This is a genomic window from Nocardioides palaemonis (genome assembly GCF_018275325.1).
Lineage (GTDB): Bacteria > Actinomycetota > Actinomycetes > Propionibacteriales > Nocardioidaceae > Nocardioides > Nocardioides palaemonis.
Genome location: NZ_JAGVQR010000001.1, coordinates 1,640,428 through 1,663,218 on the forward strand (window position 1 = coordinate 1,640,428; position 22,791 = coordinate 1,663,218).

General features: G+C 73.8%; 28 protein-coding genes. 25 read left to right on the forward strand and 3 right to left on the reverse strand.

Annotated features, from left to right (window positions below; genetic code table 11):
- Positions 1–21 precede the first annotated feature (21 nt).
- The 16 genes from KDN32_RS08015 (at position 22) to KDN32_RS08090 (ending at position 13,243) form a co-directional block, all read left to right on the forward strand.
- Complete coding sequence (locus KDN32_RS08015) at positions 22–537, forward strand: hypothetical protein (protein ID WP_211731491.1); 516 nt, start codon at positions 22–24, stop codon at positions 535–537.
- A complete protein-coding gene (locus tag KDN32_RS08020; protein WP_211731492.1) occupies positions 537–845 on the forward strand; it encodes a DUF6167 family protein in 309 nt (102 codons plus the stop codon). Before KDN32_RS08015 ends, KDN32_RS08020 begins: the two co-directional genes overlap by 1 nt.
- Entirely contained in the window at positions 845–3,547 is a 2,703-nt protein-coding gene (alaS, locus tag KDN32_RS08025; RefSeq protein WP_211731493.1) for an alanine--tRNA ligase, read from the forward strand. The genes KDN32_RS08020 and alaS overlap by 1 nt, the downstream gene beginning before the upstream one ends.
- Positions 3,548–3,549: 2 nt before the next feature.
- A complete protein-coding gene (gene ruvX / locus KDN32_RS08030) occupies positions 3,550–4,011 on the forward strand; it encodes a Holliday junction resolvase RuvX (RefSeq protein WP_211731494.1) in 462 nt (153 codons plus the stop codon).
- Positions 4,004–5,173 (forward strand): endolytic transglycosylase MltG, encoded by a 1,170-nt coding sequence (mltG, locus tag KDN32_RS08035; RefSeq protein ID WP_211731495.1) that lies wholly within the window; start codon positions 4,004–4,006, stop codon positions 5,171–5,173. Before ruvX ends, mltG begins: the two co-directional genes overlap by 8 nt.
- A 31-nt stretch (positions 5,174–5,204) precedes the next feature.
- On the forward strand, positions 5,205–6,029 hold the full coding sequence (locus KDN32_RS08040; RefSeq protein WP_211731496.1) for a shikimate dehydrogenase: 825 nt from the start codon (positions 5,205–5,207) through the stop codon (positions 6,027–6,029).
- A complete protein-coding gene (locus KDN32_RS23270) occupies positions 6,026–6,751 on the forward strand; it encodes a prepilin peptidase (protein ID WP_307853837.1) in 726 nt (241 codons plus the stop codon). Before KDN32_RS08040 ends, KDN32_RS23270 begins: the two co-directional genes overlap by 4 nt.
- Positions 6,752–6,763: 12 nt before the next feature.
- Positions 6,764–7,942: a chorismate synthase gene (aroC, locus tag KDN32_RS08050; protein ID WP_211731497.1), complete on the forward strand. Its 1,179-nt coding sequence runs from the start codon at positions 6,764–6,766 to the stop codon at positions 7,940–7,942.
- Between the two features lie 5 nt (positions 7,943–7,947).
- Positions 7,948–8,448, forward strand: coding sequence for a shikimate kinase (locus KDN32_RS08055; protein WP_211731498.1), 501 nt, complete (start codon positions 7,948–7,950; stop codon positions 8,446–8,448).
- Positions 8,445–9,548, forward strand: coding sequence for a 3-dehydroquinate synthase (gene aroB / locus KDN32_RS08060; RefSeq protein ID WP_211731499.1), 1,104 nt, complete (start codon positions 8,445–8,447; stop codon positions 9,546–9,548). Before KDN32_RS08055 ends, aroB begins: the two co-directional genes overlap by 4 nt.
- Positions 9,545–10,339, forward strand: a complete 795-nt coding sequence (locus KDN32_RS08065) for a ribonuclease FAU-1 family protein (RefSeq protein WP_211731500.1) — start codon at positions 9,545–9,547, stop codon at positions 10,337–10,339. The genes aroB and KDN32_RS08065 overlap by 4 nt, the downstream gene beginning before the upstream one ends.
- A complete protein-coding gene (locus KDN32_RS08070; protein WP_211731501.1) occupies positions 10,336–10,776 on the forward strand; it encodes a type II 3-dehydroquinate dehydratase in 441 nt (146 codons plus the stop codon). The genes KDN32_RS08065 and KDN32_RS08070 overlap by 4 nt, the downstream gene beginning before the upstream one ends.
- Positions 10,777–10,980: 204 nt before the next feature.
- On the forward strand, positions 10,981–11,259 hold the full coding sequence (locus KDN32_RS08075) for a hypothetical protein (protein ID WP_211731502.1): 279 nt from the start codon (positions 10,981–10,983) through the stop codon (positions 11,257–11,259).
- Positions 11,260–11,271: 12 nt separating this feature from the next.
- Positions 11,272–12,111, forward strand: a complete 840-nt coding sequence (locus tag KDN32_RS08080; RefSeq protein WP_307853838.1) for a PhzF family phenazine biosynthesis protein — start codon at positions 11,272–11,274, stop codon at positions 12,109–12,111.
- A gap of 52 nt (positions 12,112–12,163) precedes the next feature.
- Entirely contained in the window at positions 12,164–12,619 is a 456-nt protein-coding gene (locus KDN32_RS08085) for a CBS domain-containing protein (RefSeq protein ID WP_211731503.1), read from the forward strand.
- 267 nt (positions 12,620–12,886) lie between these two features.
- The gene (locus KDN32_RS08090) at positions 12,887–13,243 is read left to right on the forward strand and encodes a hypothetical protein (RefSeq protein WP_211731504.1); all 357 of its coding nucleotides are present in this window, start codon (positions 12,887–12,889) and stop codon (positions 13,241–13,243) included.
- Positions 13,244–13,358: 115 nt separating this feature from the next.
- Here KDN32_RS08090 and KDN32_RS08095 read toward each other — a convergent pair whose 3' ends face one another.
- Positions 13,359–14,012 (reverse strand): NAD(P)H-binding protein, encoded by a 654-nt coding sequence (locus tag KDN32_RS08095; RefSeq protein ID WP_211731505.1) that lies wholly within the window; start codon positions 14,010–14,012, stop codon positions 13,359–13,361.
- A gap of 31 nt (positions 14,013–14,043) precedes the next feature.
- Between KDN32_RS08095 and KDN32_RS08100 the strand changes: the two genes are divergently transcribed.
- The 4 genes from KDN32_RS08100 (at position 14,044) to KDN32_RS08115 (ending at position 16,821) form a co-directional block, all read left to right on the forward strand.
- Positions 14,044–14,871 carry an aminoglycoside phosphotransferase family protein gene (locus tag KDN32_RS08100; RefSeq protein ID WP_211731506.1) on the forward strand — a complete coding sequence of 276 codons (828 nt, stop codon included), beginning with the start codon at positions 14,044–14,046 and terminating at the stop codon, positions 14,869–14,871.
- Positions 14,872–14,960: 89 nt separating this feature from the next.
- Entirely contained in the window at positions 14,961–15,524 is a 564-nt protein-coding gene (gene efp, locus KDN32_RS08105; RefSeq protein WP_211731507.1) for an elongation factor P, read from the forward strand.
- A 9-nt stretch (positions 15,525–15,533) separates the two neighbouring features.
- Complete coding sequence (gene nusB, locus KDN32_RS08110) at positions 15,534–15,944, forward strand: transcription antitermination factor NusB (RefSeq protein WP_211731508.1); 411 nt, start codon at positions 15,534–15,536, stop codon at positions 15,942–15,944.
- 64 nt (positions 15,945–16,008) lie between these two features.
- The gene (locus KDN32_RS08115) at positions 16,009–16,821 is read left to right on the forward strand and encodes a DUF1206 domain-containing protein (RefSeq protein ID WP_211731509.1); all 813 of its coding nucleotides are present in this window, start codon (positions 16,009–16,011) and stop codon (positions 16,819–16,821) included.
- On the opposite strand, the gene KDN32_RS08120 is transcribed toward KDN32_RS08115, so the two are convergent.
- Together KDN32_RS08120 and KDN32_RS08125 are read right to left on the reverse strand one after the other, a co-directional pair.
- On the reverse strand, positions 16,818–17,528 hold the full coding sequence (locus tag KDN32_RS08120) for a TetR/AcrR family transcriptional regulator (protein ID WP_211731510.1): 711 nt from the start codon (positions 17,526–17,528) through the stop codon (positions 16,818–16,820). The two genes, KDN32_RS08115 and KDN32_RS08120, sit on opposite strands and share 4 nt — an antisense overlap.
- 73 nt (positions 17,529–17,601) lie before the next feature.
- Positions 17,602–19,119: an ATP-dependent DNA ligase gene (locus KDN32_RS08125; RefSeq protein WP_211731511.1), complete on the reverse strand. Its 1,518-nt coding sequence runs from the start codon at positions 19,117–19,119 to the stop codon at positions 17,602–17,604.
- 59 nt (positions 19,120–19,178) lie between these two features.
- Here KDN32_RS08125 and KDN32_RS08130 point away from each other — a divergent pair, with 59 nt between their 5' ends.
- The 5 genes from KDN32_RS08130 (at position 19,179) to KDN32_RS08150 (ending at position 22,750) form a co-directional block, all read left to right on the forward strand.
- Positions 19,179–19,805, forward strand: a complete 627-nt coding sequence (locus KDN32_RS08130) for an FMN-binding negative transcriptional regulator (RefSeq protein ID WP_211731512.1) — start codon at positions 19,179–19,181, stop codon at positions 19,803–19,805.
- Positions 19,802–20,419 carry a hypothetical protein gene (locus tag KDN32_RS08135; protein WP_211731513.1) on the forward strand — a complete coding sequence of 206 codons (618 nt, stop codon included), beginning with the start codon at positions 19,802–19,804 and terminating at the stop codon, positions 20,417–20,419. The genes KDN32_RS08130 and KDN32_RS08135 overlap by 4 nt, the downstream gene beginning before the upstream one ends.
- Before the next feature lie 92 nt (positions 20,420–20,511).
- Entirely contained in the window at positions 20,512–20,793 is a 282-nt protein-coding gene (locus KDN32_RS08140) for a DUF4287 domain-containing protein (protein WP_211731514.1), read from the forward strand.
- A gap of 25 nt (positions 20,794–20,818) precedes the next feature.
- Positions 20,819–21,667, forward strand: a complete 849-nt coding sequence (locus tag KDN32_RS08145; protein WP_211731515.1) for an SCO6745 family protein — start codon at positions 20,819–20,821, stop codon at positions 21,665–21,667.
- Between the two features lie 54 nt (positions 21,668–21,721).
- A complete protein-coding gene (locus tag KDN32_RS08150) occupies positions 21,722–22,750 on the forward strand; it encodes an aldo/keto reductase (RefSeq protein WP_211731516.1) in 1,029 nt (342 codons plus the stop codon).
- The last annotated feature ends 41 nt before the right edge of the window (positions 22,751–22,791 follow it).

The window sequence follows — 22,791 nt, forward strand, 5'->3', positions numbered from 1 at the left end:
CGCGGCTTATAGGCTGTCCGGGTGACGACGGAGCAGGCGTGGCTGGTGGCCACCACGGCAGCGGCCTCGGTGCTGGCGCTCGTGGCGCTGGTCGTCGGCCTGCGCGCCCGCACCCGCGCGGTCCGTGCCGAGGCCCGGGCCGACGCACTGGCCCGCGACCTGGCCGACCGTGTCGCGCTCCTGGAGTCACCCGTCACCACGGCACCTCCGGCCCCGGCCGGCGACGACGCCGCGACCTTCGTGATCACCGCGCTGCGGTCGGACGCCGAGGTGCAGCAGGCGGCGCGGGAGATCGACGGGCGGCTCTTCACCGACATCGTGGCGCGCGAGGCGGTCGTCGCGGCCGCGTCCTGGACCCACGGTGTGCGTCGCGCGCTGTCGGCCGAGAGCCGCAACCGGGTCCGCTTCCACGTGCGCCAGGAGACCAGGCGCGCCGGACGCGAGCGCCGCGCGGAGATGAAGCAGGCGCTGCGCGAGTTCCGTGCCCGCGAGCGGTCGGCGGGCCGTCCGGCCGAGGTCGGGGAGGACGTCGCCTGATGGGACGCCCTCTCTGGTTCGTCGCCGGGGCGGGGGTCGGGGTCTACGCCGCTGCCCGCGCCCGTCGCGTCGCGGAGTCCCTGACCGCCGACGGCCTGCGCGACCGCGTCCGCGGCTGGCAGGTCGGCGCCCGCCTGTTCGCCGAGGAGGTCCGCCAGGGCCACGACGAGCGTGAAACGGAGCTGCGGGAGCAGCTCGGGCTCCGACCTCATGGACTGCACGAGCTGGAACCTGGTTTCGAGGCTCCCCCCAGGGATGCACACCGCGCTCGCACCTCAACCACCGACGAGATGAAGGACCCCCACTGATGGACACCGCCGAGATCCGCCGCCGCTTCCTCGCGCACTTCGAGGCCGCCGGTCACGCCGTGGTGCCGTCCGCCTCGCTGCTCGCCGACGACCCGAACCTGCTGTTCGTCCCGGCCGGCATGGTGCCGTTCAAGCCCTACTTCCTCGGCCAGGAGACGCCGCCCTACGACCGCGCCACCAGCATCCAGAAGTGCGTGCGCACCCCCGACATCGAGGACGTCGGCAAGACCACCCGCCACGGCACGTTCTTCGAGATGTGCGGCAACTTCTCCTTCGGCGACTACTTCAAGGAGGGCGCCATCGAGCTGGCGTGGACCCTCATCACGAAGTCGGTCGACGACGGCGGCTACGGCCTCGACCCCGACCGGCTCTACCCCTCGGTGCTGGTGGGCGACGAGGAGGCGATCGGCCTCTGGATGAAGGTCACCGGGCTGCCCCGCGAGCGGATCGTCCAGCTCGGCCCCAAGGAGAACTACTGGTCGATGGGCGTGCCGGGCCCGGGCGGCCCGTGCTCGGAGATCCTCTACGACCGCGGTCCCGAGTGGGGCCCGGACTTCGACCCGGCCACCCTCGGGCCCGACATGCCGGTCGAGCTCGAGGACCGGCTGCTGGAGTTCTGGAACCTCGTCTTCATGCAGGACGAGCTCAGCGCGGTCCGCTCGAAGTCCGACTTCGACATCTCCGGCTCGCTGCCGAAGAAGAACATCGACACCGGCATGGGCCTCGACCGCGTCGCGTTCCTGCTCCAGGGCAAGAACAACATGTACGAGATCGACGTGATGTACCCCGTCATCGAGAAGGCCGAGGAGCTCACCGGCAAGAAGTACGGTGCCGACCCGGCCGACGACGTCCGCTTCCGCGTCGTGGCCGACCACGTCCGCTCCTCGATGATGCTCATCGGCGACGGCGTCACGCCGGGCAACGACGGGCGCGGCTACGTCCTGCGCCGGCTGCTGCGCCGCGCCGTCCGGTCGATGCGGCTGCTCGGCTGCGAGGACCGGGTGCTGCCCGAGCTGATGCCGGTCTCGCGCGACAAGATGGGCGAGACCTACGACAACCTCTTGTCCGACTGGCCGCGCATCTCGCAGGTCGCGTTCGCCGAGGAGGACGCGTTCCGCAAGACCCTGCAGGCGGGCACCCAGATCTTCGACACCGCCGCCGACGAGGTGAAGCAGACCGGCGGGACCACGCTGTCGGGCGAGCGCGCCTTCGCGCTCCACGACACCTACGGCTTCCCGATCGACCTCACCCTGGAGATGGCCGCCGAGGCAGGCCTCCAGGTGGACGAGGCGGGCTTCCGCGGCCTGATGGCCGAGCAGCGCGAGCGCGCCAAGGCCGACGCCCGCGCCAAGAAGGGCGCGCACGGCGACACCGCGGTCTACCGCGGGATCTTCGACGAGCACGGCCCCACCGAGTGGCTGGCCTACGAGACGCTCGAGACCGAGTCCCGCCCCCTGGCGCTGCTCAGCGGGGGGAGCGCGGTCCAGCGCCTCGGTGAGGGCGAGGTCGGCGAGCTGGTGCTCGACCGCACCCCGTTCTACGCCGAGTCGGGTGGCCAGGTCGCCGACGCGGGCCGGATCGTCTTCGACGGCGGGGTGCTCGAGGTCGTCGACGTCCAGCGCCCGATCAAGGGCCTGGTGGTGCACCAGGTCCGGGTGCTCGAGGGTGAGCTCGACGCGGGCCGCGAGGTGCACGCGCGGGTCGACCCCGAGTGGCGCACCGGCGCCCGCCAGGCCCACTCCGGCACCCACGTGGTGCACGCCGCGCTGCGTGAGGTGCTCGGCCCGACCGCCCTGCAGTCCGGCTCCTACAACCGGCCCGGCTACCTCCGCCTCGACTTCGGCTGGACGCAGGCGCTCACGCCCGAGCAGGTGCGCGACGTCGAGCTGGTCAGCCAGCAGGCGCTGCGCGCCGACCTCCCGGTCGCGTGGGACTACATGACGCTGGAGCAGGCCAAGGAGTGGGGCGCGATCGCGCTCTTCGGCGAGACCTACGACAACACTAAGGTGCGGGTCGTCGAGATCGGCGGACCCTGGTCCCGCGAGCTCTGTGGTGGCACGCACGTCGACCACTCCTCGCAGATCGGCACGGTCGTCGTCACCGGCGAGACGAGCGTCGGCTCCGGCAACCGCCGCATCGAGGCGCTCACGGGCGTCGAGGGCTTCGGCTACCTCGCCCGTGAGCGCGACGTCGTCGCCCAGCTCACCGGCCTGCTCAAGACCCAGCCCGACGACCTCGTGTCGCGCGTGCAGGGCCTCACCGAGCGCCTGAAGTCGGTGGAGAAGGAGCTGGAGAAGGCGCGCCTCGCGCAGCTGCTCGGCGCCAGCGCCGACCTGGCGGCCGGTGCCACGCAGGTCGGTCCGGTGCGCCTGGTCGCCCACCGTGCCGACGGCGCGTCCGGCGGCGACGTCCGCAACCTCGCGATGGACGTGCGCGGCCGGCTGCCCCAGGGCGAGCCCGGGGTCGTGGTGATCGTGGGGCAGGCCGACGGCAAGGTGTCCGTGGTGGCCGCCACCAACGACGAGGCGCGGGCGCGCGGCCTGTCCGCCGGCGAGCTGGTCCGCGCGGTCGGGCCGCTGCTCGGCGGCAAGGGCGGCGGCAAGGACGACGTCGCCCAGGGCGGCGGCACCGACGCGTCCCGGATCGACGAGGCCCTGGCGCTGGTCGCCACCGAGGTCGGCGCCCGCGCCGCGCAGGGCTGAGCGTGCGGTTCGGCGTACGGCTGGGCATCGACCCGGGGGACTCCCGGATCGGTGTCGCCCGCAGCGACCCCTCGGGCTTCCTCGCCACTCCCGTGGAGACGGTGCGGCGGGGGTCCGGCGACGTGCGTCGGCTCGCTGCCCTCGTCGTCGAGCACGAGGCGGTGGAGGTCGTGGTCGGGCTGCCGCGGTCGCTCAGCGGCACCGAGGGCCCGGCGGCCGCCAAGGTCCGCGACTTCGCCGCCACGGTGGCGCGCCGAGTTGCACCCGTCCCTGTCAGGCTGTGTGATGAACGACTGACCACGGTCTCGGCCGAGTCGATCCTGCGCGAGCAGGGCCGGCGTGGGGCGAAACGGCGTGCCGTGGTCGACCAGGCAGCTGCCGTGCTGATCCTGCAGACTGCCCTCGACACGGAGCGGTCGAGCGGACAGGCCCCCGGAGAGATCGTCGAGGTGAACGATGAGTGAGCACCAGGCCCCCGTCGAGGACGACCGCGACGACGAGCCCTACGAGTACGTCCCCGGCGGCAAGCGGCGCAAGCGCCGCGGCGGCAAGGGCTGCCTGGCCGTCCTGGTCGCGATGGCGGTGCTCGTGGGCGGCTTCTACGTCGGGCTCACCAAGGGCGTGGAGTGGGTCTCCGACCAGTTCCAGGGCCCGGACGACTTCGCCGGACCCGGCACCGGCTCCGTGCAGTTCGACGTCAACGAGGGCGACTCCGTCGCGCAGATCGGGCGCAACCTCAAGGCCGAGGGAGTGACCAAGTCGGTCCAGGCGTTCATCGACGCCGCCGCCGGTGAGCCGGACTCGAGCGGCATCCAGGTCGGCGCCTACGAGCTGAAGAAGGAGATGAAGGCCTCCGACGCGCTCGAGGTCCTCATCGATCCCGCGAACCTGATCGGCTTCCCGACCGTCACCATCCCCGAGGGCCTGCGCCTCACCGAGATCGTCTCGACCCTCGCCGAGGGCACCGACTTCTCCGAGGCGGCCTTCGACCGGGCCCTGCAGAAGCCCGACAAGATCGGGCTGCCCGACTACGCCGACGGCAACGCCGAGGGCTACCTCTTCCCGGCGACCTACGAGATCAAGCCCGGCATGAAGCCGCTGGCGATCCTCAAGATGATGGTGGCGCGCTGGCAGCAGGCCGCGGACGAGGCCGGTCTGGAGGAGAAGGCGGCCGAGCTCGGCCACACCCCGGGCGAGCTGATGATCATCGCCTCGCTCATCCAGGCGGAGGGGCGCGGCTCGGACATGCCGAAGATCTCGCGGGTCATCTACAACCGTCTCGACGGCCCCGGCGACAAGGGCGGCACCAACGGCACCCTCGGCATCGACGCGGCCATCGCCTACGGCCTGGGCCTGTCGCCCGGCTCCACCGAGCTGACGCCCGAGCAGCTGGCGGAGGACACGCCCTACAACACCCGCATCAACGCCGGGCTGCCGCCGACGCCGATCGAGGCACCCGGTGACGAGGCGATCGCCGCGGCCGCGAACCCGGAGGAGGGCGGCTGGTACTACTACGTCACCGTCGACCTCTCCACGGGTGAGACGAAGTTCTACGAGACCTACGACGGGTTCCTCGAGGGCCGCGACGAGTACAAGGCCTACTGCGAGACGTCGGACCGGTGCTGAACGAGCGTCTGCACGGCGGGAGCGGCCGGGGGTGAGCGCGCGGCGCTGCGGCGTGCTGGGGGACCCGGTCGCCCACTCGCTGTCCCCGGTCCTGCACCGCGCCGGCTACGCCGCGCTCGGCCTCGACTGGCGCTACGACGCGCACCGGGTGCCGGCCGGCGGGCTGGCCGGGTTCCTCGACGGGCTCGACCCGGAGTGGCGCGGGCTGTCGCTCACGATGCCGCTCAAGCGCGAGGCGATGGCGCTGGCCGATCGGGTGACCGACCGCGCGCGGCTGGCGGGCGCGGTCAACACGCTGGTGCTGGCCGACGACGGATTCCTGAGCGGTGACAACACCGACCTGCCCGGCGCGGCGGCGGCCGTCCGCGAGCGCACGTCGTTGCCGCTGGCGTCGGCGGCGGTGCTCGGTGGCGGCGCGACGGCCACGTCGACGGGGCTCGCCCTGGCCGACCTCGGCGCACGGTCGCTGCGGGTGCTCGTCCGCGACCCGTCCCGGGCGGAGGAGACCGTACGCGCGCTGCGCGCGCACCCGTCGGGGCCCGAGGTGACGACCGGCGCACTCGCCGGCGACGACCCGCTCGACGTGGACGTCGTGGTCTCCACCGTCCCTGCCGTGGCACAGACCCCGGAGCTGGTCGCCAGGTGTGCGCCCGCGCCGGTCCTGTTCGAGGTGCTCTACGACCCCTGGCCCACGCCCCTGGCCGCGTCCGCCGGCGACCGCGTGCTCGTGGGTGGGCTGGACCTGCTGGTCCACCAGGCCGTGATGCAGTTCGATCTGTTCACCGGCCTGCAGGCACCGCTGGAGGCCATGAGGGAGGCGGGCGAGCGCGCGCTCGCCGGACGGAGCCCGACGTGAACGACACCGTGCTCGCCTCGCTGCTGGCCGCGCTCGTCGCCGCCCTCGGGGGCCTGCTCGTGCCGTTCGTCCTCGCCCAGCTGCCCGAGCCCGAGCCGCCCTCGACACCGCTGCCCGAGGGGGAGACCCCGCCTCCGCCCTACGCCGAGCTGGCCGCCCGTCCCGGCCTGGGCTGGCGCTGCGCGGTGGTGGCCGGCGTGCTGGGCGGGGTGGTCGGCGCCACCCAGGGGCTCGTGTGGTCGCTGGTCTGGCTCGCCCCGCTGGTGCCGGTCGCGGTCGCCCTGGCCTTCGTCGACTGGCACACGCGGCTGCTGCCGCGGCGCATCGTCGTCCCGGCGACGCTCGCGGCGCTCGCCGCCGTGCTGGTCGTCGGCCTCGCCACGGACCAGCGTGACGCCCTGGTGCGGGCGGTGGTGGCGATGGTCGTCGCGCGGTCGTTCTTCTGGGTGCTGTGGTTCGTCCACGCGACCGGCCTCGGCTTCGGCGACGTGCGGCTCGCCGCCCTCGTCGGCCTGGTGCTGGGCTGGGAGGGCTGGGGCGCGGTCGCGCTGGGACTGTGGTCCGGCTTCGTGGCCCTCGGCGTGCCCGGCGTGCTGCTGGCGCTCGTGCGGCGTGACCTGACGCTGGTGCGCAAGGCGTACCCCTTCGGACCGGCGATGCTCGCCGGCGCCCTGGTGGGTCTCGTCTGGGGGACCGCGCTCGGCGCGCGTGTCTGGGGCTGAGAGACTGGCGCCATGCTCCGATGGCTCACAGCAGGCGAGTCCCACGGTCCCTCGCTGGTGGCGATCCTCGAGGGGCTGCCCGCCCACGTCCGCGTCACGACCGACGACCTCGCCGACTCGCTGGCCCGCCGCCGCCTCGGCTACGGCCGCGGCGCGCGGATGAAGTTCGAGCAGGACCAGGTGCGGGTGCTCGGCGGCGTGCGCCACGGTGAGACGCAGGGCGGCCCGGTGGCGATCGAGGTCGGCAACACCGAGTGGCCGAAGTGGGAGAAGGTCATGTCGGCCGACCCCGTCGACCCGGTGGAGCTCGACGCGCTCGCCCGCAACGCGGCGCTGACCCGCCCCCGCCCCGGGCACGCTGACCTCGTCGGCATGCAGAAGTACGACTTCGACGAGGCACGCCCGATCCTCGAGCGCGCCTCCGCCCGCGAGACCGCCGCGCGCGTCGCGCTCGGCCGGGTGGCCTCCAACTTCCTCGAGCAGGCCGTCGGCGCGCGGATCGTGTCCCACGTCGTCTCGCTCGGCGGCGTGAAGGCGCCCGCGGGCGTCGTCCCCGGCCCCGACGACGTCGCCCGTCTCGACGCCGACGAGGTGCGCTGCCTCGACCCCGACGCGAGCGCCGCGATGGTGGCGCGCATCGACCAGGCCCACAAGGACGGCGACACCCTCGGCGGCGTCGTGGAGGTGGTCGTCCATGGCCTGCCCCCGGGCCTCGGCTCCCACGTCCACTGGGACCGTCGCCTCGACGCGCGCCTCGCGGGCGCGCTGATGGGGATCCAGGCGATCAAGGGCGTCGAGGTCGGCGACGGCTTCGAGCTCGCCGACACGCCCGGCTCGCTCGCGCACGACGAGATCGTGTCGACCGACGAGGGCCTGCGCCGCACGTCCGGCCGTTCCGGCGGCACCGAGGGCGGCATGTCGACCGGGGAGGCGCTGCGCGTGCGTGCGGCGATGAAGCCGATCGCCACCGTCCCGCGGGCCCTGCGGACCGTCGACGTCGCCACGGGCGAGGCCGCCGTCGCCCACCACCAGCGCTCCGACGTGTGCGCGGTCCCGGCCGCCGGCATCGTGGCCGAGGCGATGGTGGCGCTGGTGCTGGCCGACGCCGTCGTCGAGAAGTTCGGCGGCGACTCGGTCGCCGAGACCCGGCGCAACGCCGAGTCGTACCTCGACACCCTCCGGTTCCGGTGAGCGCCGTGGCTCCCCGCGTGGTGCTCGTCGGCCCGATGGGGGCCGGCAAGACGACCGTCGCCGGCCTGCTCGGCGACGCCTGGGGCGTGCCGGTCCGCGACACCGACGCCGACATCGTCGCCACGAGCGGTCGCGAGATCGCCGACATCTTCGTGGAGTCCGGGGAGGAGCACTTCCGCGACCTCGAGGCGGCCGCCGTGACTGCGGCGCTGGCCGAGCACGACGGCGTCCTGGCCCTCGGCGGCGGGGCCGTGCTGCGCCCCGAGACGCGCGCGGCGCTCGCCGACGTGACCGTCGTGTTCCTGCGGGTCGGGCTGTCCGACGCCGTGCGCCGCGTCGGCCTCGGCGTCGGGCGGCCGCTGCTGCTCGGCAACGTGCGGGCGCGCATCAAGGCGCTGCTCGACGAGCGCACCCCGGTCTACGAGTCGGTGGCCGACCACGTCGTCGAGACCGACGGCCGTACGCCCGGCGAGGTCGCCGACGAGGTCCGCGAGCTGCTCGGATGAGCCCCACCGACACCGTCATCCACGTCGGCGGCGCCTCGCCCTACGACGTCGTGGTCGGCCACGGCCTCGCCGACCGGCTGCCCGGGATGCTGGGGGAGTCGGTCCAGCGCGTCGCCGTGCTCTACGCCGGCACCCTGGGGGCGCTCGCCGACCCGGTCGTCGACGCACTGGTCGAGCACTACGACGTGCTGGCGCTGGGACTGCCCGACGGCGAGCGGGCCAAGACCGCACCGGTGGCCGCGGACTGCTGGGAGGCGCTCGGCGAGGCCGGCTTCACCCGGTCGGACGCCGTCGTCACCATCGGCGGGGGAGCGACCACCGACCTCGGCGGGTTCGTGGCTGCGAGCTGGCTGCGCGGCGTACGCGTCGTGCACGTGCCGACCACGCTCCTCGCGATGGTCGACGCAGCCGTGGGCGGCAAGACCGGCATCAACACCGGCGCCGGCAAGAACCTCGTCGGTGCGTTCCACGAGCCCGCGGGCGTGCTGTGCGACCTCGCGCTCCTGGAGTCGCTCCCGCGTGCGGAGCTCGTCGCCGGGCTCGGCGAGGTGGTCAAGTGCGGCTTCGTCGCCGACCCCGCGATCCTCGAGCTCGTCGAGCGCACCGATCCCGCCGCCCTCACGTGGGACTCGCCCGAGCTGCGCGAGCTGGTCGAGCGCGCGATCCGGGTCAAGGTCGACGTGGTCGTCGACGACCTCAAGGAGACCGGCGGGTCCGGTGGCCACCCGGGCCGCGAGGTCCTCAACTACGGCCACACCCTCGCCCACGCGATCGAGCGCACCAGCGACTACGCGGTGCGCCACGGCGAGGCCGTCGCGATCGGATGCGTCTTCGTCGCCGAGCTCGCGGCACGCGCCGGCTCGCTCGAGCCTGCCGTCGTCGAGCGGCACCGCGCGGTGCTGTCCCGGGTGGGGCTGCCCGTCGCGTACGACGTCGCCTCCTTCGACGACCTCCATGCGGCGATGAGGGTCGACAAGAAGGCCCGCGGCTCGCAGCTGCGCTTCGTCGTCCTCGACGACCTCGCGGTCCCGCGGATCCTGGCCGGCCCCGGCGAGGACGACCTGCGTGCGGCCTACGCGGCGCTATCGTCCGCCGGGTGACTGAGGCTTCGGGGGACGAGACGGCCGTCAGCGAGTCCGGCGGCACCATGCAGCGGCTGACCGGTGCGGCGGCCCCGCGCGAGGTCGACCTGGCGGTGCTGGACGACCTGCGCCGGGCCGAGGGGGACGGACCGTGGCGCCCGGCCGGCACGAGACCGTTCCTTCCCGCGGGCGAGGTCGTCCAATGGCGCTACGGCCGACGCTGCGACCCGATGCGCGTGGTCCGCGACGACGAGCGCGGCCTGGTGGCGTGGCTGGCGAGCGACACCGAGGTGTTGTCGTCGGCGCCGGACGACGGGCTCGCGCTGCGTGACCGGCCCCTGGCGGAGCGGTTCCTCGGCGTGCGGGTCCCGACGCTGGGGCGGTGGCAGGGCAGCGGCATCCTCCGCATCGCGCCTACTGGGCGCCCATGGTCGGTCTGGGTCTTCCGAGAGGACGACGGCTCGCTGGCGGGTCACTACGTCAACCTCGAGCTGACCCACCGCCGACGCGGTGAGGAGACCAACACCCGGGACCTGGTCCTCGACCTCTGGCTCGACGCCGACGACCGGCTCTGGCTCAAGGACGCCGACGAGCTGGGAGCCGCGGTGGACAGCGGAGTGCTCGGCGTCGCTCAGGCCGAGGAGATCCACGCGATCGCGGAGTGGGCGCGGGCCGAGGTCGTCGAGGGCGGCTCGTGGGTGCTCGACGAGGAGTGGACGACCTGGCGGCCGCCGTCCGACTGGATCGCCCCGTCCCTCCCGGACAGCGACGACGTGCGCGCCGCGCGGAGCCGTACGCTCCCCTCATGACCGACCGCACCCGGGTCCTCGTCCTAAACGGCCCCAACCTCGGCCGGCTCGGCCGCCGGCAGCCGGAGATCTACGGCTCCACGACCCACGCCGAGCTCGCGCACCAGTGCGTGGAGTGGGGACGCGAGCTCGGGCTCCACGTCGAGGTGCGCCAGACCAACCACGAGGGCGACCTGCTCGACTGGCTCAACGCCGCCGCCGACGACGTCGTCCCGGTCGTGCTCAACGCCGGCGCGTGGACCCACTACTCGCTCGCCCTCTGGGACGCCTGCGCCCAGCTGACCGCGCCGCTGGTCGAGGTGCACATCTCCGACCCGAAGCAGCGCGCCGAGGAGTTCCGCCACACCTCCGTCGTCGAGCCCCACGCCGCGCTGACCATCGCCGGTCAGGGGATCGACGGCTACCGCCAGGCGCTGGTGCACCTCGCTCCCCGCTGACTCGGCAGCAACTGCGCAGGAAAACCTGCCGAGTCGGCGCGAACTTCGCCGGGAGGACGCCGAGTCGGCAGTAACTTCGCCGGGGGCACGCCGAGTCGGCAGTAACTTCGCGCCGACTCGACGCGGTCGTGGTCGACTTTCTGCCGACTCGGCGGGGTCGTCAGAGATCTTCTGCCGACTCGGCGGACGTGGGAGGCTGAGGGCATGGACGACGGCGTCGAGGTCACTGCCCTGGCGATCAACGTCGCCGTCCCCGAGGACCTGCGGTGGCGCGACACCCGCCGCGACGTCGAGTTCGAGCTCCAGACCCTGACGATCCGGCTGCTGCCCGACGGCTCGACGGCGGCCAAGGCGTACGGCCGTCCCGTGGCCGGCGGTCGCGGCGGGTACGTCTCGTTCCCGGTCCCGGACCGGCCCGAGCTCGTCGCCCTGGTCGCGGCCGCGGCCGACGAGGCCGGGCGGCGCTGGAGCGCCCACCTCTGATTGGATCGGCGGGTGCTGCCCTTCCGCCAGGTCGACGTGTTCAGTGCCGAGCCGTGGCTCGGCAACCCGCTCGCCGTCGTGCACGACGCCGACGGCGTGACCGACGCGCAGATGGCGGACTTCGCGCGGTGGACCAACCTGTCCGAGACGACGTTCCTGTGCACGCCGACCGACCCGGCCGCGGACTACCGGGTGCGGATCTGGACGCCGGCCGGTGAGCTGCCCTTCGCGGGCCACCCGACGATCGGCAGCGCCCACGCCTGGCTGGAGGCCGGGGGAGCTCCGCGTGGCGACGTCGTGGTGCAGGAGTGCGGTGCCGGGCTGGTCGACGTACGCCGCTCGCCGCGGCTCGGGTTCGCGGCACCGCCGCTGGTGCGCTCGGGGCCCGTGGACGACGCGCTGCGCGAGCGGATCCTCGCCGGGCTCGCGGTCGACGCGTCCGCGGTGCGCGACCTGGCGTGGATCGACAACGGACCCGGGTGGGTCGGGGTCGACCTCGGGTCGGCCGACGCCGTCGTGGCGCTGGAGCCGGACCTCGCGGCCTTCACCGACCTCAAGGTCACCGTGCTCGGGCGCTGGGACGACGCGCGAGCCGCGGACCTCGGCGCCGACGTCGAGGTCCGGGCGTTCTTCGCCGACGGCCGCGACTTCACCGAGGACCCGGTCACCGGCAGCGCCAACGCCGGTCTCGCGCAGTGGCTGATCGGCAGCGGCGCGCTGCCGACGACGTACACCTCCCGGCAGGGCAGCGTGATCGGTCGTGAGGGCCGCGTCCGGCTGGAGGCCGCCGACGGCCAGGTGTGGGTGTCGGGCGACGCCGTCACCCGGGTGCGGGGCGAGGTCGACCTCTAGGAGCACCCTCCGGGTGGGACGTGCCGGCCCCCGGTGGCGCATCATGGCTGTCGTGGAGGAGCACCGGGTCGACGACGTGATGCTCCGGGCACCGATCGTGCTGGCCGCGTCCAGCACGCTCGCGGACGCCCGGGACGTGCTCGCGAGCTCGCACGTCCACATCGTGCTGCTGACCGCGACCGGTCGGGTCGGTGAGCCGCTCCTGGGCACGCTGGTGCGTGACGACCTCCCGGACCGGGGCGGTGCCCGCGACAGCGCGCTCACCCACGCCCGGCTCGCGGGTCGTACCGTCCACGCCGACCTCGCGGCCGACGAGGTCCGGCGCTCGATGCGCGCCTCCGGACGCCGACGGCTCGCCGTCGTCGGCGCGGAGGGCAGCCTGCTCGGGCTGCTGTGCCTCAAGCGCAGTGGTGAGGGCTTCTGCACCGATGCCGGCGTGCGCGCACGGCGTGCCGCGCGTGCCGAGGCCGGCCGCGACGACGAGGCGGCACCCGCCCGAGATCGGTAGTTCTGCGGATGCGCCCGCCCCGCGGCGCCCGCGAGACTCGGGCGCAGACGTCGTGATGGTCATCGACGTCGGGGAGGTCGTGATGCGGAGCGTGGTGAGCAGGAGCGCGCACGCGGACCAGCTGGAGGCCGAGGTCCGCGACGCGACGTGCTGCGTCGCGACCGACCGGTGCTGGGCCTGTCAGGTCAAGCTGGGAGAGGTGCGCGCGGCCCGCAGGGACGCGCTGCTGCTCCGGATCGCGACCGTACGACCGAGGAGGACGGCTCGATGATGGTGCGCGACGGTGCTGCTGGGGGCGGCACGGGGGCCCGGGGTGGGGGACGGGTGCCGTTGTCGACGATGGGGCTCGGGATGGCGGTGCGCCGGGAGGCGGCGCGCCGCCGTGCCGAGGCCGACTTCGGGCCGATGTCCGGGCCGGCGCTCGACCTCGTCGAGCTCTTCGAGCTCGGGTGGCACCGGTGCTACGGCGACCTGGCGCCGCCGAGCGACGTCATGGACGACCTGTGGCTGGTCGCCGACGGCGACCTGGGGCGCCTCGCGAGCGCCGCACGCCTCGCGGTGACGGACTGGCGCGACCTCCGGGTCGCCGCCGACCGGCTGCGCGAGGTCGTCCCGGGCGCCTGACGGGCACCGCCTGTCCACACCTCCCTCAGTAGTCCGCTGCGATCGTCCGGTCCCCGGTGGGGTGGGACCGGCCGTCTGCAGCGGACTACGGGTGATGGCTGTGGACGGAGGGGGTTCAGCCGAGCGAGGCGAGCCAGTCCTCGACCGGGACGTCGCCCTTGCCGAAGACGAGCGTCCGGCCGACCGCGCGCTCGTCGGCGAGCACGGCGGCGGCCACCCGGGCGACCAGCTCGCGGGGCGACTCGTCGCCGTCGCGCGAGGACGCGTGCGGGTTGACCCGGCCGTCCGAGGCCTCGGTGGTGAGGGCGCCCGGGCCCAGGACGGTCCAGCCGAGGTCGGTGCCGCGCAGGTGGTCGTCGGCGGCGATCTTGGCGTCCTGGTAGCGCCGGAACGGGTCGTCCTCGGGCACGAGGTGGTCGGGGGAGGCGCCGGAGAACGACACCATGACGTAGCGCCCGACGCCGGCCGCGACCGCGGCGTCCATCGAGCGGATCGCGGCGTCGCGGTCGACGGCGTCGGTGCGCTCGGGGTCGCCACCGCCGGCGCCGGCCGACCAGACGACCGCGTCCGATCCGCGGAGCAGGTCGGTGAGGGCGTCGAGGTCGGCGTCCTCGACCGAGGACACGACGGCCGTGGCGCCGGTGGCCTCGACGTCGGCGACGTGGTCGGGGTTGCGGATCACCGAGCGGACCTCGTGACCGGCCTCGACGAGCAGGGGAGCGAGCAGGAGGGCCACCTTGCCGTGGCCGCCGAAGATCGTGGTGCGCATGTCGCGACGCTAGCGCGGCTACGGTGACCCGGTGCAGCCCCCGGTCCAGACCTCCACCCACCAGGTGAGCCTCGGCGAGACGGAGGTCCGCAAGGCGTACGTCGCCGACCACGAGGACGAGGCCGAGCGGGAGTGGGCCTGCCTGACGCTGCTCGCGGAGCACGCGCCCGGCCTGGCGCCGAGACCGTTGCGGCGCGAGGACGCAGAGACGCCGGTCATCGTGATGGAGCGGCTGCCCGGCGCGCACCTCGCGCCCGAGCCGCTGACGGCCGCGCAGGTCGCCGCCGTCGGCACCGCCCTGCGCCGGCTCCACGACGTACCGGTCGGGGCGGTCGAGGCCGCCGGGATCGGTCCCCGCGGGATCGGCACCGCCACGCTGCCGCCGGCCCTCGTCGATCGGCTCTCGCCCGGGCACGACCTCTCCGCGTGCGAGGACCCGGCGCTGGTGCGGGCGGCGCGCGACGCCGCGCGGGACTGGCTGCGGGACCCCTCGCTGCCCGAGCTCCGGGCGGAGGTCCTCGGCATCGCCGACCTCAACCCGCCCAACGTGATCTGGGACGGGCGCGCCGCGCGGCTCGTCGACTTCGAGGACGCCGGCCTCAGCGACCCGGCGTACGAGCTCGCCGACCACGTCGAGCACCTCGGCAGCCGGCTCCCGGGTGTCTACGACGCCGACGCACTGGCTGACGCCGTGGGGCTGGACGGGGAGCAGCGCGAACGGATGGCGGCCTACCGGCCGTTCTGGGCGGCCTTCTGGCTGGCGATGCTGACGCCCGGCAGCGGGTCGTGGCACCGCAACCCGCCGGGCACGGTGGAGGCGCAGGCCGGGCATTTCATGGCTCTCGTGGGCCGCCACTAGACTGGCCCGTCGGCGCGGGGCAGGCCCCGCCCGCACGTTCCTTGACACTCCTCGAGACCAGACACAGCGACGAAGGCGGACAGACTCACATGGCAACCACCAACGACCTGAAGAACGGCATGGTCCTCAAGATCGAGGGCCAGCTCTGGTCCGTCGTCGAGTTCCAGCACGTCAAGCCCGGCAAGGGTCCGGCCTTCGTCCGCACCAAGCTCCGCAACGTCGAGTCGGGCAAGAACGTCGACAAGACCTTCAACGCCGGCACCAAGGTCGAGACGGCCAACGTCGACAAGCGCACCATGCAGTACCTCTACAACGACGGCTCGTCCTACGTCTTCATGGACACCAGCACCTACGAGCAGCTCGAGGTCACGCCCGAGGTCGTGGGCGACGCCAAGAACTTCATGCTGGAGAACCAGGAGGCGATCGTCGCCACCAACGAGGGTCGCGTGCTCTTCATCGAGCTCCCCGCGTCCGTCGAGCTCCTCATCGCCGAGACCGAGCCGGGCCTGCAGGGCGACCGCTCGACCGGCGGCACCAAGCCGGCCACGCTGGAGACCGGCCACACCATCGCGGTCCCGCTGTTCATCACCACCGGCGAGAAGGTCAAGGTCGACACCCGCGACTCGTCCTACCTCGGCCGCGTCAAGGGCTGAGCTCCGCACGTGGCTGCCCGTTCCAAGGCCCGCAAGCGCGCGCTGGACATCCTCTTCGCCTCCGAGCTCCGCTCCGAGGACCCCGTCGTGGCGCTCGAGCGCGCCGTCGACGCGGGTGAGGGTCCGACCAACCCCTACACCGCCGTGCTGGTGCGCGGCGTCGTCGAGCACCGCGACCGCATCGACGAGGTGCTGAGCACCTACAGCAAGAGCTGGACGCTCGGGCGGATGCCCGCCGTCGACCGCAACGTGCTGCGCATCGGCGTCTTCGAGCTGCTCTGGGGCGACGACGACGTGCCGCAGAGCGTCGCCGTCAGCGAGGCGATGCACCTCGTGCAGGACCTCTCGACCGACGAGTCGCCGGCCTTCGTCAACGGCCTGCTCGGCTCGGTCATGCGCGACCGCGCCAGCCTGGTCTGACCCGTCCCACCCGCAGGGGTTCACGGCCTCGCCCGTGGGCCCTGCGGGGGCCTAGGTTGGCCCCATGAGCAACGCGTCGGACGCCGCCGAGAAGGTCCACGACAGCGAGTGGTTCGACCACGCGATCCGGGCCGGCCTGGTGGCCTACGGCGTGGTCCACCTGCTGGTCGCCTGGCTGGCGATCCAGCTCGCCATCGGCGACAAGGAGGACCAGGCCTCCAACAGCGGCGCCATGCACTACCTCTCCCAGCAGCCGATGGGCGAGGTGCTGGTCTGGCTGATCGCGATCGGCATGCTGCTGCTCGTCCTCTGGCGTGTGCTCGAGGCGGCCTACGGCTACTCCGAGGAGTCGGACGACAAGAAGCGCTGGGTCAAGCGAGGGTCGTCGCTCGGCAAGGCGGTGCTCTACGGCGCCCTCGCCTGGAGCGCGTTCAAGACCGCGACCGGCGACGGGGGCGGCAAGGGCGGCACGGACGGCACGACCGCGAAGATCATGCAGATGTCGGGTGGCCAGCTCATCGTCGGGATCATCGGCCTGGCGATCATCGGCTACGGCATCTCGCTGGTCGTGCGTGGGTGGACCGAGAAGTTCCGTGAGCACCTCGACGCGCAGGGGCAGGCCGGCCAGGACGGGTCGGCGTACGTCCTGTTCGGCAAGATCGGCTACATCGCCAAGGGCGTCGCCATCGTCATCGTCGGCGGCCTGTTCGCCTACGCCTCGGTCACCCACGACGCGAAGAAGTCCGGCGGGCTCGACCAGGCCCTGCAGACCGTGCTCCAGCAGCCGTTCGGCCAGGTCCTCCTGATCGCGATCGCGATCGGGATCGGGGGCTACGGCGCGTTCTGCTTCGCCCGCGCGAAGCACCTCTCGCGCTAGTCGCCCGCGCGTGGCGTTGCGCCGGCCGCGACGGCGAGGGCGGTGGCGACCATGTGCGCGCGCACCTGCTCGGCGGAGACGCGGCTGATCCGCGGCACGCCCGGCGCCTCCTCGGACACGAGCATCGCGACGCGGCCGAGCTGGAGGGTGCCGAGGCCGCTGGCGTAGAGCATGTTGGCGAGCAGGCCGGGGTCCTCGACGTGGAAGTCACCGCTGGCGACGCCGGCCTCGATGGTCTGGGTCAGCACCGCGAGGCAGCCGCTGATGGCCTGCCCGAGCCGGAACATCGCGCTCTCGCTGACCTCCTCGAGCAGGTCGCCGCCCGGGCGGCACATGATCGACTGGGCGCAGTCGACGAACGCGGGATGGGCCAGGCCGTAGTCGACGAACGCCTCGGTCAGCCGCTGCAGCTTGAGCCGCGGCTCGTCGGTCGTGTCGGCGCCGGCACGGAGCGCGTCGCGCAGCTCGTCGAGGTACTGCACGAGGGTGAGGGCGAAGAGCTCCTCCTTGCCGGTGAAGTGGCGGTAGATGATCGCCCGGTTGATGCCGACGGCCCGGGCGATGTCCTCGATCTGGGCGTCGCGCACGCCGCGCTCGTCGAACAGCGCCCGCGTGGCGGCGATGATCTCGGCCTCGCGGAGCCGTCGCCGGGCGGCCGCAGTCGTGCCGCGGGTGACGCCGGTCGGGGTCGACGGCTCGGTGCTCATGGCCGCCAGTCTAGGGAGACGACGCCCCCGTCCCGCCTCCCCGGTGCGGCGTATCTTCGTGTGCGACCGCGTGTCACGCGGGGGCGTGTGAGCGTACGGCCTCGATCGTGTCGGCCTCGTCGGGACCCTTGTCGTCGCGGTAGCGCAGGACCCGCGCGAAGCGCAGCGCGAGGCCGCCGGGGTAGCGCGTCGAGCGCTGCAGGCCGTCGAAGCCGATTTCGACGACCTGCTCGGGGCGGACGTGGACGACGTGTCCCTCGCGGTGGGTCTCGAGGGCGAGGAACCGCTCGGTCTGCCACGCGAGGACCTCGTCGGTCATCCCCTTGAAGGTCTTGCCGAGCATCACGAAGCCGGTGGGCGAGGAGGCGTCGCGGGCGCCGAGGTGGATGTTGGAGAGCCAGCCCTCACGGCGGCCGGAGCCCCACTCGACGGCGAGGACCACCAGGTCGAGGGTGTGGACCGGCTTCACCTTGACCCACGCCGCGCCGCGGCGGCCGGCGGCGTAGGGCGCCGACAGGTCCTTGAGGACGACGCCCTCGTGGCCGGCGGCGACGGTGTCGGCGGCGAACGCGTCGGCCTCGGCGGGGTCGGCGGTGACGAGGCGGCGTACGCGGCGGGGCTCGGGCACGAGGGCGTCGAGCGCGGCGAGCCGCTCGTGGCCGGGGGCGTCGAGCAGGTCACGGCCGTCGAGGTGGAGCAGGTCGAAGAAGTGGGGCGTGATCGCGACGCCCGACTCCTGCGCGGTGCGGCTCGCGGTGTCCTGGAACGCCATCGGACGTCCGTCGTCGGTGAGCGCGAGCGCCTCGCCGTCGAGGACGAACCGCTCCGCCGGCAGCGACCGGGCGACCTCGACGACCTCGGGCAGCCGTGCGGTGATGTCGTCGAGGCTGCGGGTCACCACCAGCACGTCGTCACCGTCGCGGTGGACCTGGATCCGGATGCCGTCGAGCTTGGCGTCGATCGCCACCTCGGTGCCGGCGTCGGGGGAGAGGCCGGCCATCGCGGAGGCCACGTCGGGCGCGCTGGAGGCCAGCATCGGCATGACCGGCCGGCCCACCTCGAGCCCGATCGCGGCCAGTGCCTCCTCGCCCGCCCAGGCTGCGCCGGCCGCCGCAACGGTCGAGCCGGCGAGCATCGCGGCCCGCCGGACCGCGGCGAGCGGGACGCCCGCGACCTGCGCGACCGCCTCCTGGGTGACGGCGTCGAGCGCGCCCTGGCGCACGTTGCCCGTGACGACGGCCTGCAGCCACCGCTGCTCGGGGGCGGTGGCGCGGGAGAACAGCGCGGCGACGGCCTGCCGGCGCGCCAGCTGGGAGCCGGCGCCGGACAGACGCGACATCGCCTCGAACGCCTCGTGGACCTCCAGCACCCCCAGCGACGGCTCGTCGGCGGGGTCGGGGACGTCGCTGACGCCGCGCCAGCCGAGGCCGGTGCGGCGCTGGAGGAGCGCGCCGCCGAGGTAGGACACGACGACCTCGAGCTCCTCGGGCGTGACCCGGGCGAGGGTCTCGGCGAGCGCGGCGACCTTGGCCTTGCGCGAGCGGGTGGCGGCGACCGCGGCGGAGGTGGCGACGAGCTCGGCGAGCAGCATGCGTCCATCCTGCCGCCCGCCACCGACAGCCGCCGCGCCCGAACGGGCAGGATGGGGCCATGCCCCCGTCCGCGCCCGACGCCTCGCTCTACGTGCCGCGACACAACGTGATGGACGTCGACCACGTACGCCCCTTCGTGGCGGCCGTCGGGACCGCCCAGCTCGTCACCGTCGGCGCCGACGGCGCTCCCGACGCGACCTTCCTGCCGGTGCTGTGGGAGGGCGACCGGCTGGTCGGTCACGTCGCGCGCGCCAACGGCCACTGGCGCCGGATCGTCGACGGCTCGCCCGCCCTGGCGGTCGTGACCGGCCCGGACACCTACGTCTCGCCGTCCTGGTACGCCACCAAGGCCGAGCACGGCAGGGTCGTCCCGACATGGAACTACTCGGTGGTCCACCTCCGCGGCCTGGTCGCCGTCCACGACGACCCGGAGTGGGTGCGCGCGATGGTCACGCGCCTCACCGACCGGCACGAGGGCGACCGCGCCGAGCCGTGGGCCGTGACCGACGCCCCGGCCGACTACGTCGGGAAGAACCTGCGCCCGATCGTCGGCGTCGAGCTGGTCGTCGAGTCGGTGGAGGCGAAGGCCAAGCTGTCGCAGAACCGCTCCGACGAGGACCGTGCCGGTGTCGCCCGGGGGCTGGCCGCGGACGGCCGTGACCCGTCCGGCCTGGTCGCCCCGTGAGCCGGGTCCGCGAGCGCTTCACCGGACGGATTGCCGGCGTCGGCAGCACGAGCGGCGTCCGCGTGGTGGTGGGGCGGTGGGACGCCTCGCCGTGGGGTGCGTTCGCCGACGTCATGGTCGAGGACGCGTCCGGCCACCGCGTCCTGCTGGCCCCCGACGAGCGGGTGCGCGACTTCGTCGCCGCGACCTACACCTTCGACGAGCACGTCCTCGAGCCGGTGTCGGTGGTGGACACCCCGGACGGCTGGCAGGTCACGACCCCGTCGCTGTCGCTGCGGCTGGTCACCGGAGGGCGTACGCCGCTCGGCGCGCTCCTCGGGCTCGTGCCCGCCCGCCTCGCGACCGCGCCCGCGTGGTGCACCGCGATCGACCCGGTGGCGCGCGTGGTGGTGCGCGGCGTGCGGACCCGCGGGACCGCCGGCAACGACCGGCGCGAGTGGTACGGCGCGACGTCGGTCCACGCCGTTACGTCGCTGACGGGGGAGTGGCGTGGCTCCTCGCTCGGCGCCCTCGCCCCGGTCGACCCGCCGTGTCGTTTCGGCTTCTCCTCGACGCCCGCCCGGCCGTCGGTGACCAGCGTGGTGACCACGATCGACCGGGCCGTGAAGGCCTGAGCGCCGGGTCCGGCCAGGAGCAGCGGTTTCGGAGAAGCGGTGTGACGGTGGGCGCCGCTAGCGTCGGCGGCACACCGACGAAGGGGACCACGATGAGCTACCAGGCCTACCTCGATGCGATCGAGAAGAAGACCGGCAGGACGCCGGCGGAGCTGCTGGGCGAGGCCGCGGACCGCGGGTTCACCCCGGCGAGCAAGGCCGGCGACTTCGTCTCGTGGCTCGAGGACGACTACGACGTGGGCCGCGGCCACGCGATGGCGTTGTGGGGCGTGCTGAAGAACGGCGCGACGATCAGCGACAAGCACGTCGGCAGCGGCGGCACCCACTCCGACCCGTCGACGGAGCTGCGGCTGGACGGCATCGCCCGCCGCTGAGGGACGGCACGGTAGGAAGGGGGACATGGACCCTCGCCTCGCCGGACGCACCGCCCGCCTCCTGGAGCCCCTGCACGCCCTGGGCTACTTCGCCCCCGAGGTCGAGGCGGAGGTGGTCGGCCTCGGCGTCCGCACGGGTCGTGCCACCTACTTCGCGTCCCGCGCGGCCGCGATGGGTCGGGTCGGCGCCGGCCCCGTGGCGGCGACGTTCTACGTCTTCAACCCGTCGCTGGTCGCCCACTTCGTCCCGGCCGTGTGGGAGGCGGCGAGCCCGGAGGACGTGGTGGCGGCGCGCTACCGCGGCGTCTCGGCCGCGTGGACCCGGTTGCTCGGCGCGGAGGCCCTGGTCTCCGACGAGGTGCGCGAGGCCGCCGACCTGGCTCGTACGGCGGCCGACGGGTGCTCGGTCGCCGGGCGACCGCTCCACGCTGCCCACGCGGACCTGTCGTGGCCGGAGGAGCCGCACATGGTCCTCTTCCACGCGCTGACCCTGCTCCGCGAGCACCGTGGGGACGGGCACGTCGCCGCGCTGATCGGCGCCGACCTCAGCGGCATCGAGGCGCTCGTCACCCACACCGCGACCGGCAAGGGCTTCACCCAGCCGGCTGCGCAGGCGACCCGCGGCTGGTCCGACGGGGAGTGGTCGGCGGCCGTGGCTGGGCTGGCGTCGCGGGGCCTGATGACCGCAGAGGGCGCGCTCACCGAGGACGGCGCCGCCCTCCGGACGGCGGTCGAGCGGCGTACGGAGGAGAGCGCGTACACGCCGTGGGAGCACCTCGGGGAGACCGGCACTCAGCGGCTCACCGAGCTCTGCCGCCCGCTGGTCACCACCGCGCTGACGAACGGCGCCTTCCCGCCCGGGGTCTTCGCCTGAGCGCTGCTCCTCGTCGTCGCGACCGTGCCCGCCCGGGTGGCTAGGCTCGACGCCATGCGATACCGACGGATGGGCAACAGCGGCTGCGCGGTCTCCGAGCTGTGCCTCGGCACGATGACGTTCGGGGCCGAGACCGACGAGGCGGGCTCCCACGCCCAGCTCGACCTGTTCGTCGAGGCGGGCGGCACGCTGGTCGACACGGCCGACGTCTACTCCGCCGGGACCTCGGAGGAGATCATCGGCCGCTGGCTGGCCGACCGGCCGGCGGACGTCACCGACCAGGTGGTGCTCGCGACCAAGGGTCGGTTCCCGATGAGCAGCGGGCCGAACGACGCCGGGCTCTCGACGCGTCACCTGACCCGCGCGCTGGACGCGTCCCTCGGCCGGCTCGGCGTCGACGCGGTCGACCTCTACCAGGTCCACGCCACCGACCCGCACACGCCGATCGAGGAGACGCTGCGCACGCTCGACGGCTTCGTGCAGGCCGGGAAGATCCACTACTACGGGCTCTCCAACTTCACCGGGTGGGAGCTGACCAAGGCCGTCCACACCGCACGGGCGCTGGGGCTGCGGGCGCCGGTGACGCTCCAGCCGCAGTACAGCCTGATCGTGCGCGAGATCGAGTGGGAGGTCGTCCCTGCCGTGCTGGACGCCGGGATGGGCCTGCTGCCGTGGAGCCCGCTCGGTGGTGGCTGGCTGTCCGGGAAGTACACCCGCGACCAGAGGCCGACCGGCGAGACCCGGCTCGGGGAGGATCCCGGTCGCGGCATGGAGGCCTGGGACCGGCGGGGGAGCGAGCGCACCTGGCGGATCATCGACGCCGTCGACCGCGTCGCGCAGGAGCGCGGGGTGTCGATGGCCGAGATCGCGCTCGCGTGGGTCACCAACCGCCCTGCGGTCACGTCCACGATCCTGGGCGCCCGCACCACCGAGCAGCTCACGGCCAACCTGAAGGCGGCGGGGCTCGTGCTGTCGGAGGAGGAGCAGGCGGTCCTCGACGAGGCCAGCGACCTCGGTGCGACGGACTACCCCTACGGCGACCTGGGCGTCGAGCAGCGCAGCCGCGACCTCGCCGGCGGCTGATTCCCGATCCGGGCGGTGGGACTCCTCACCCCTCCGGACCC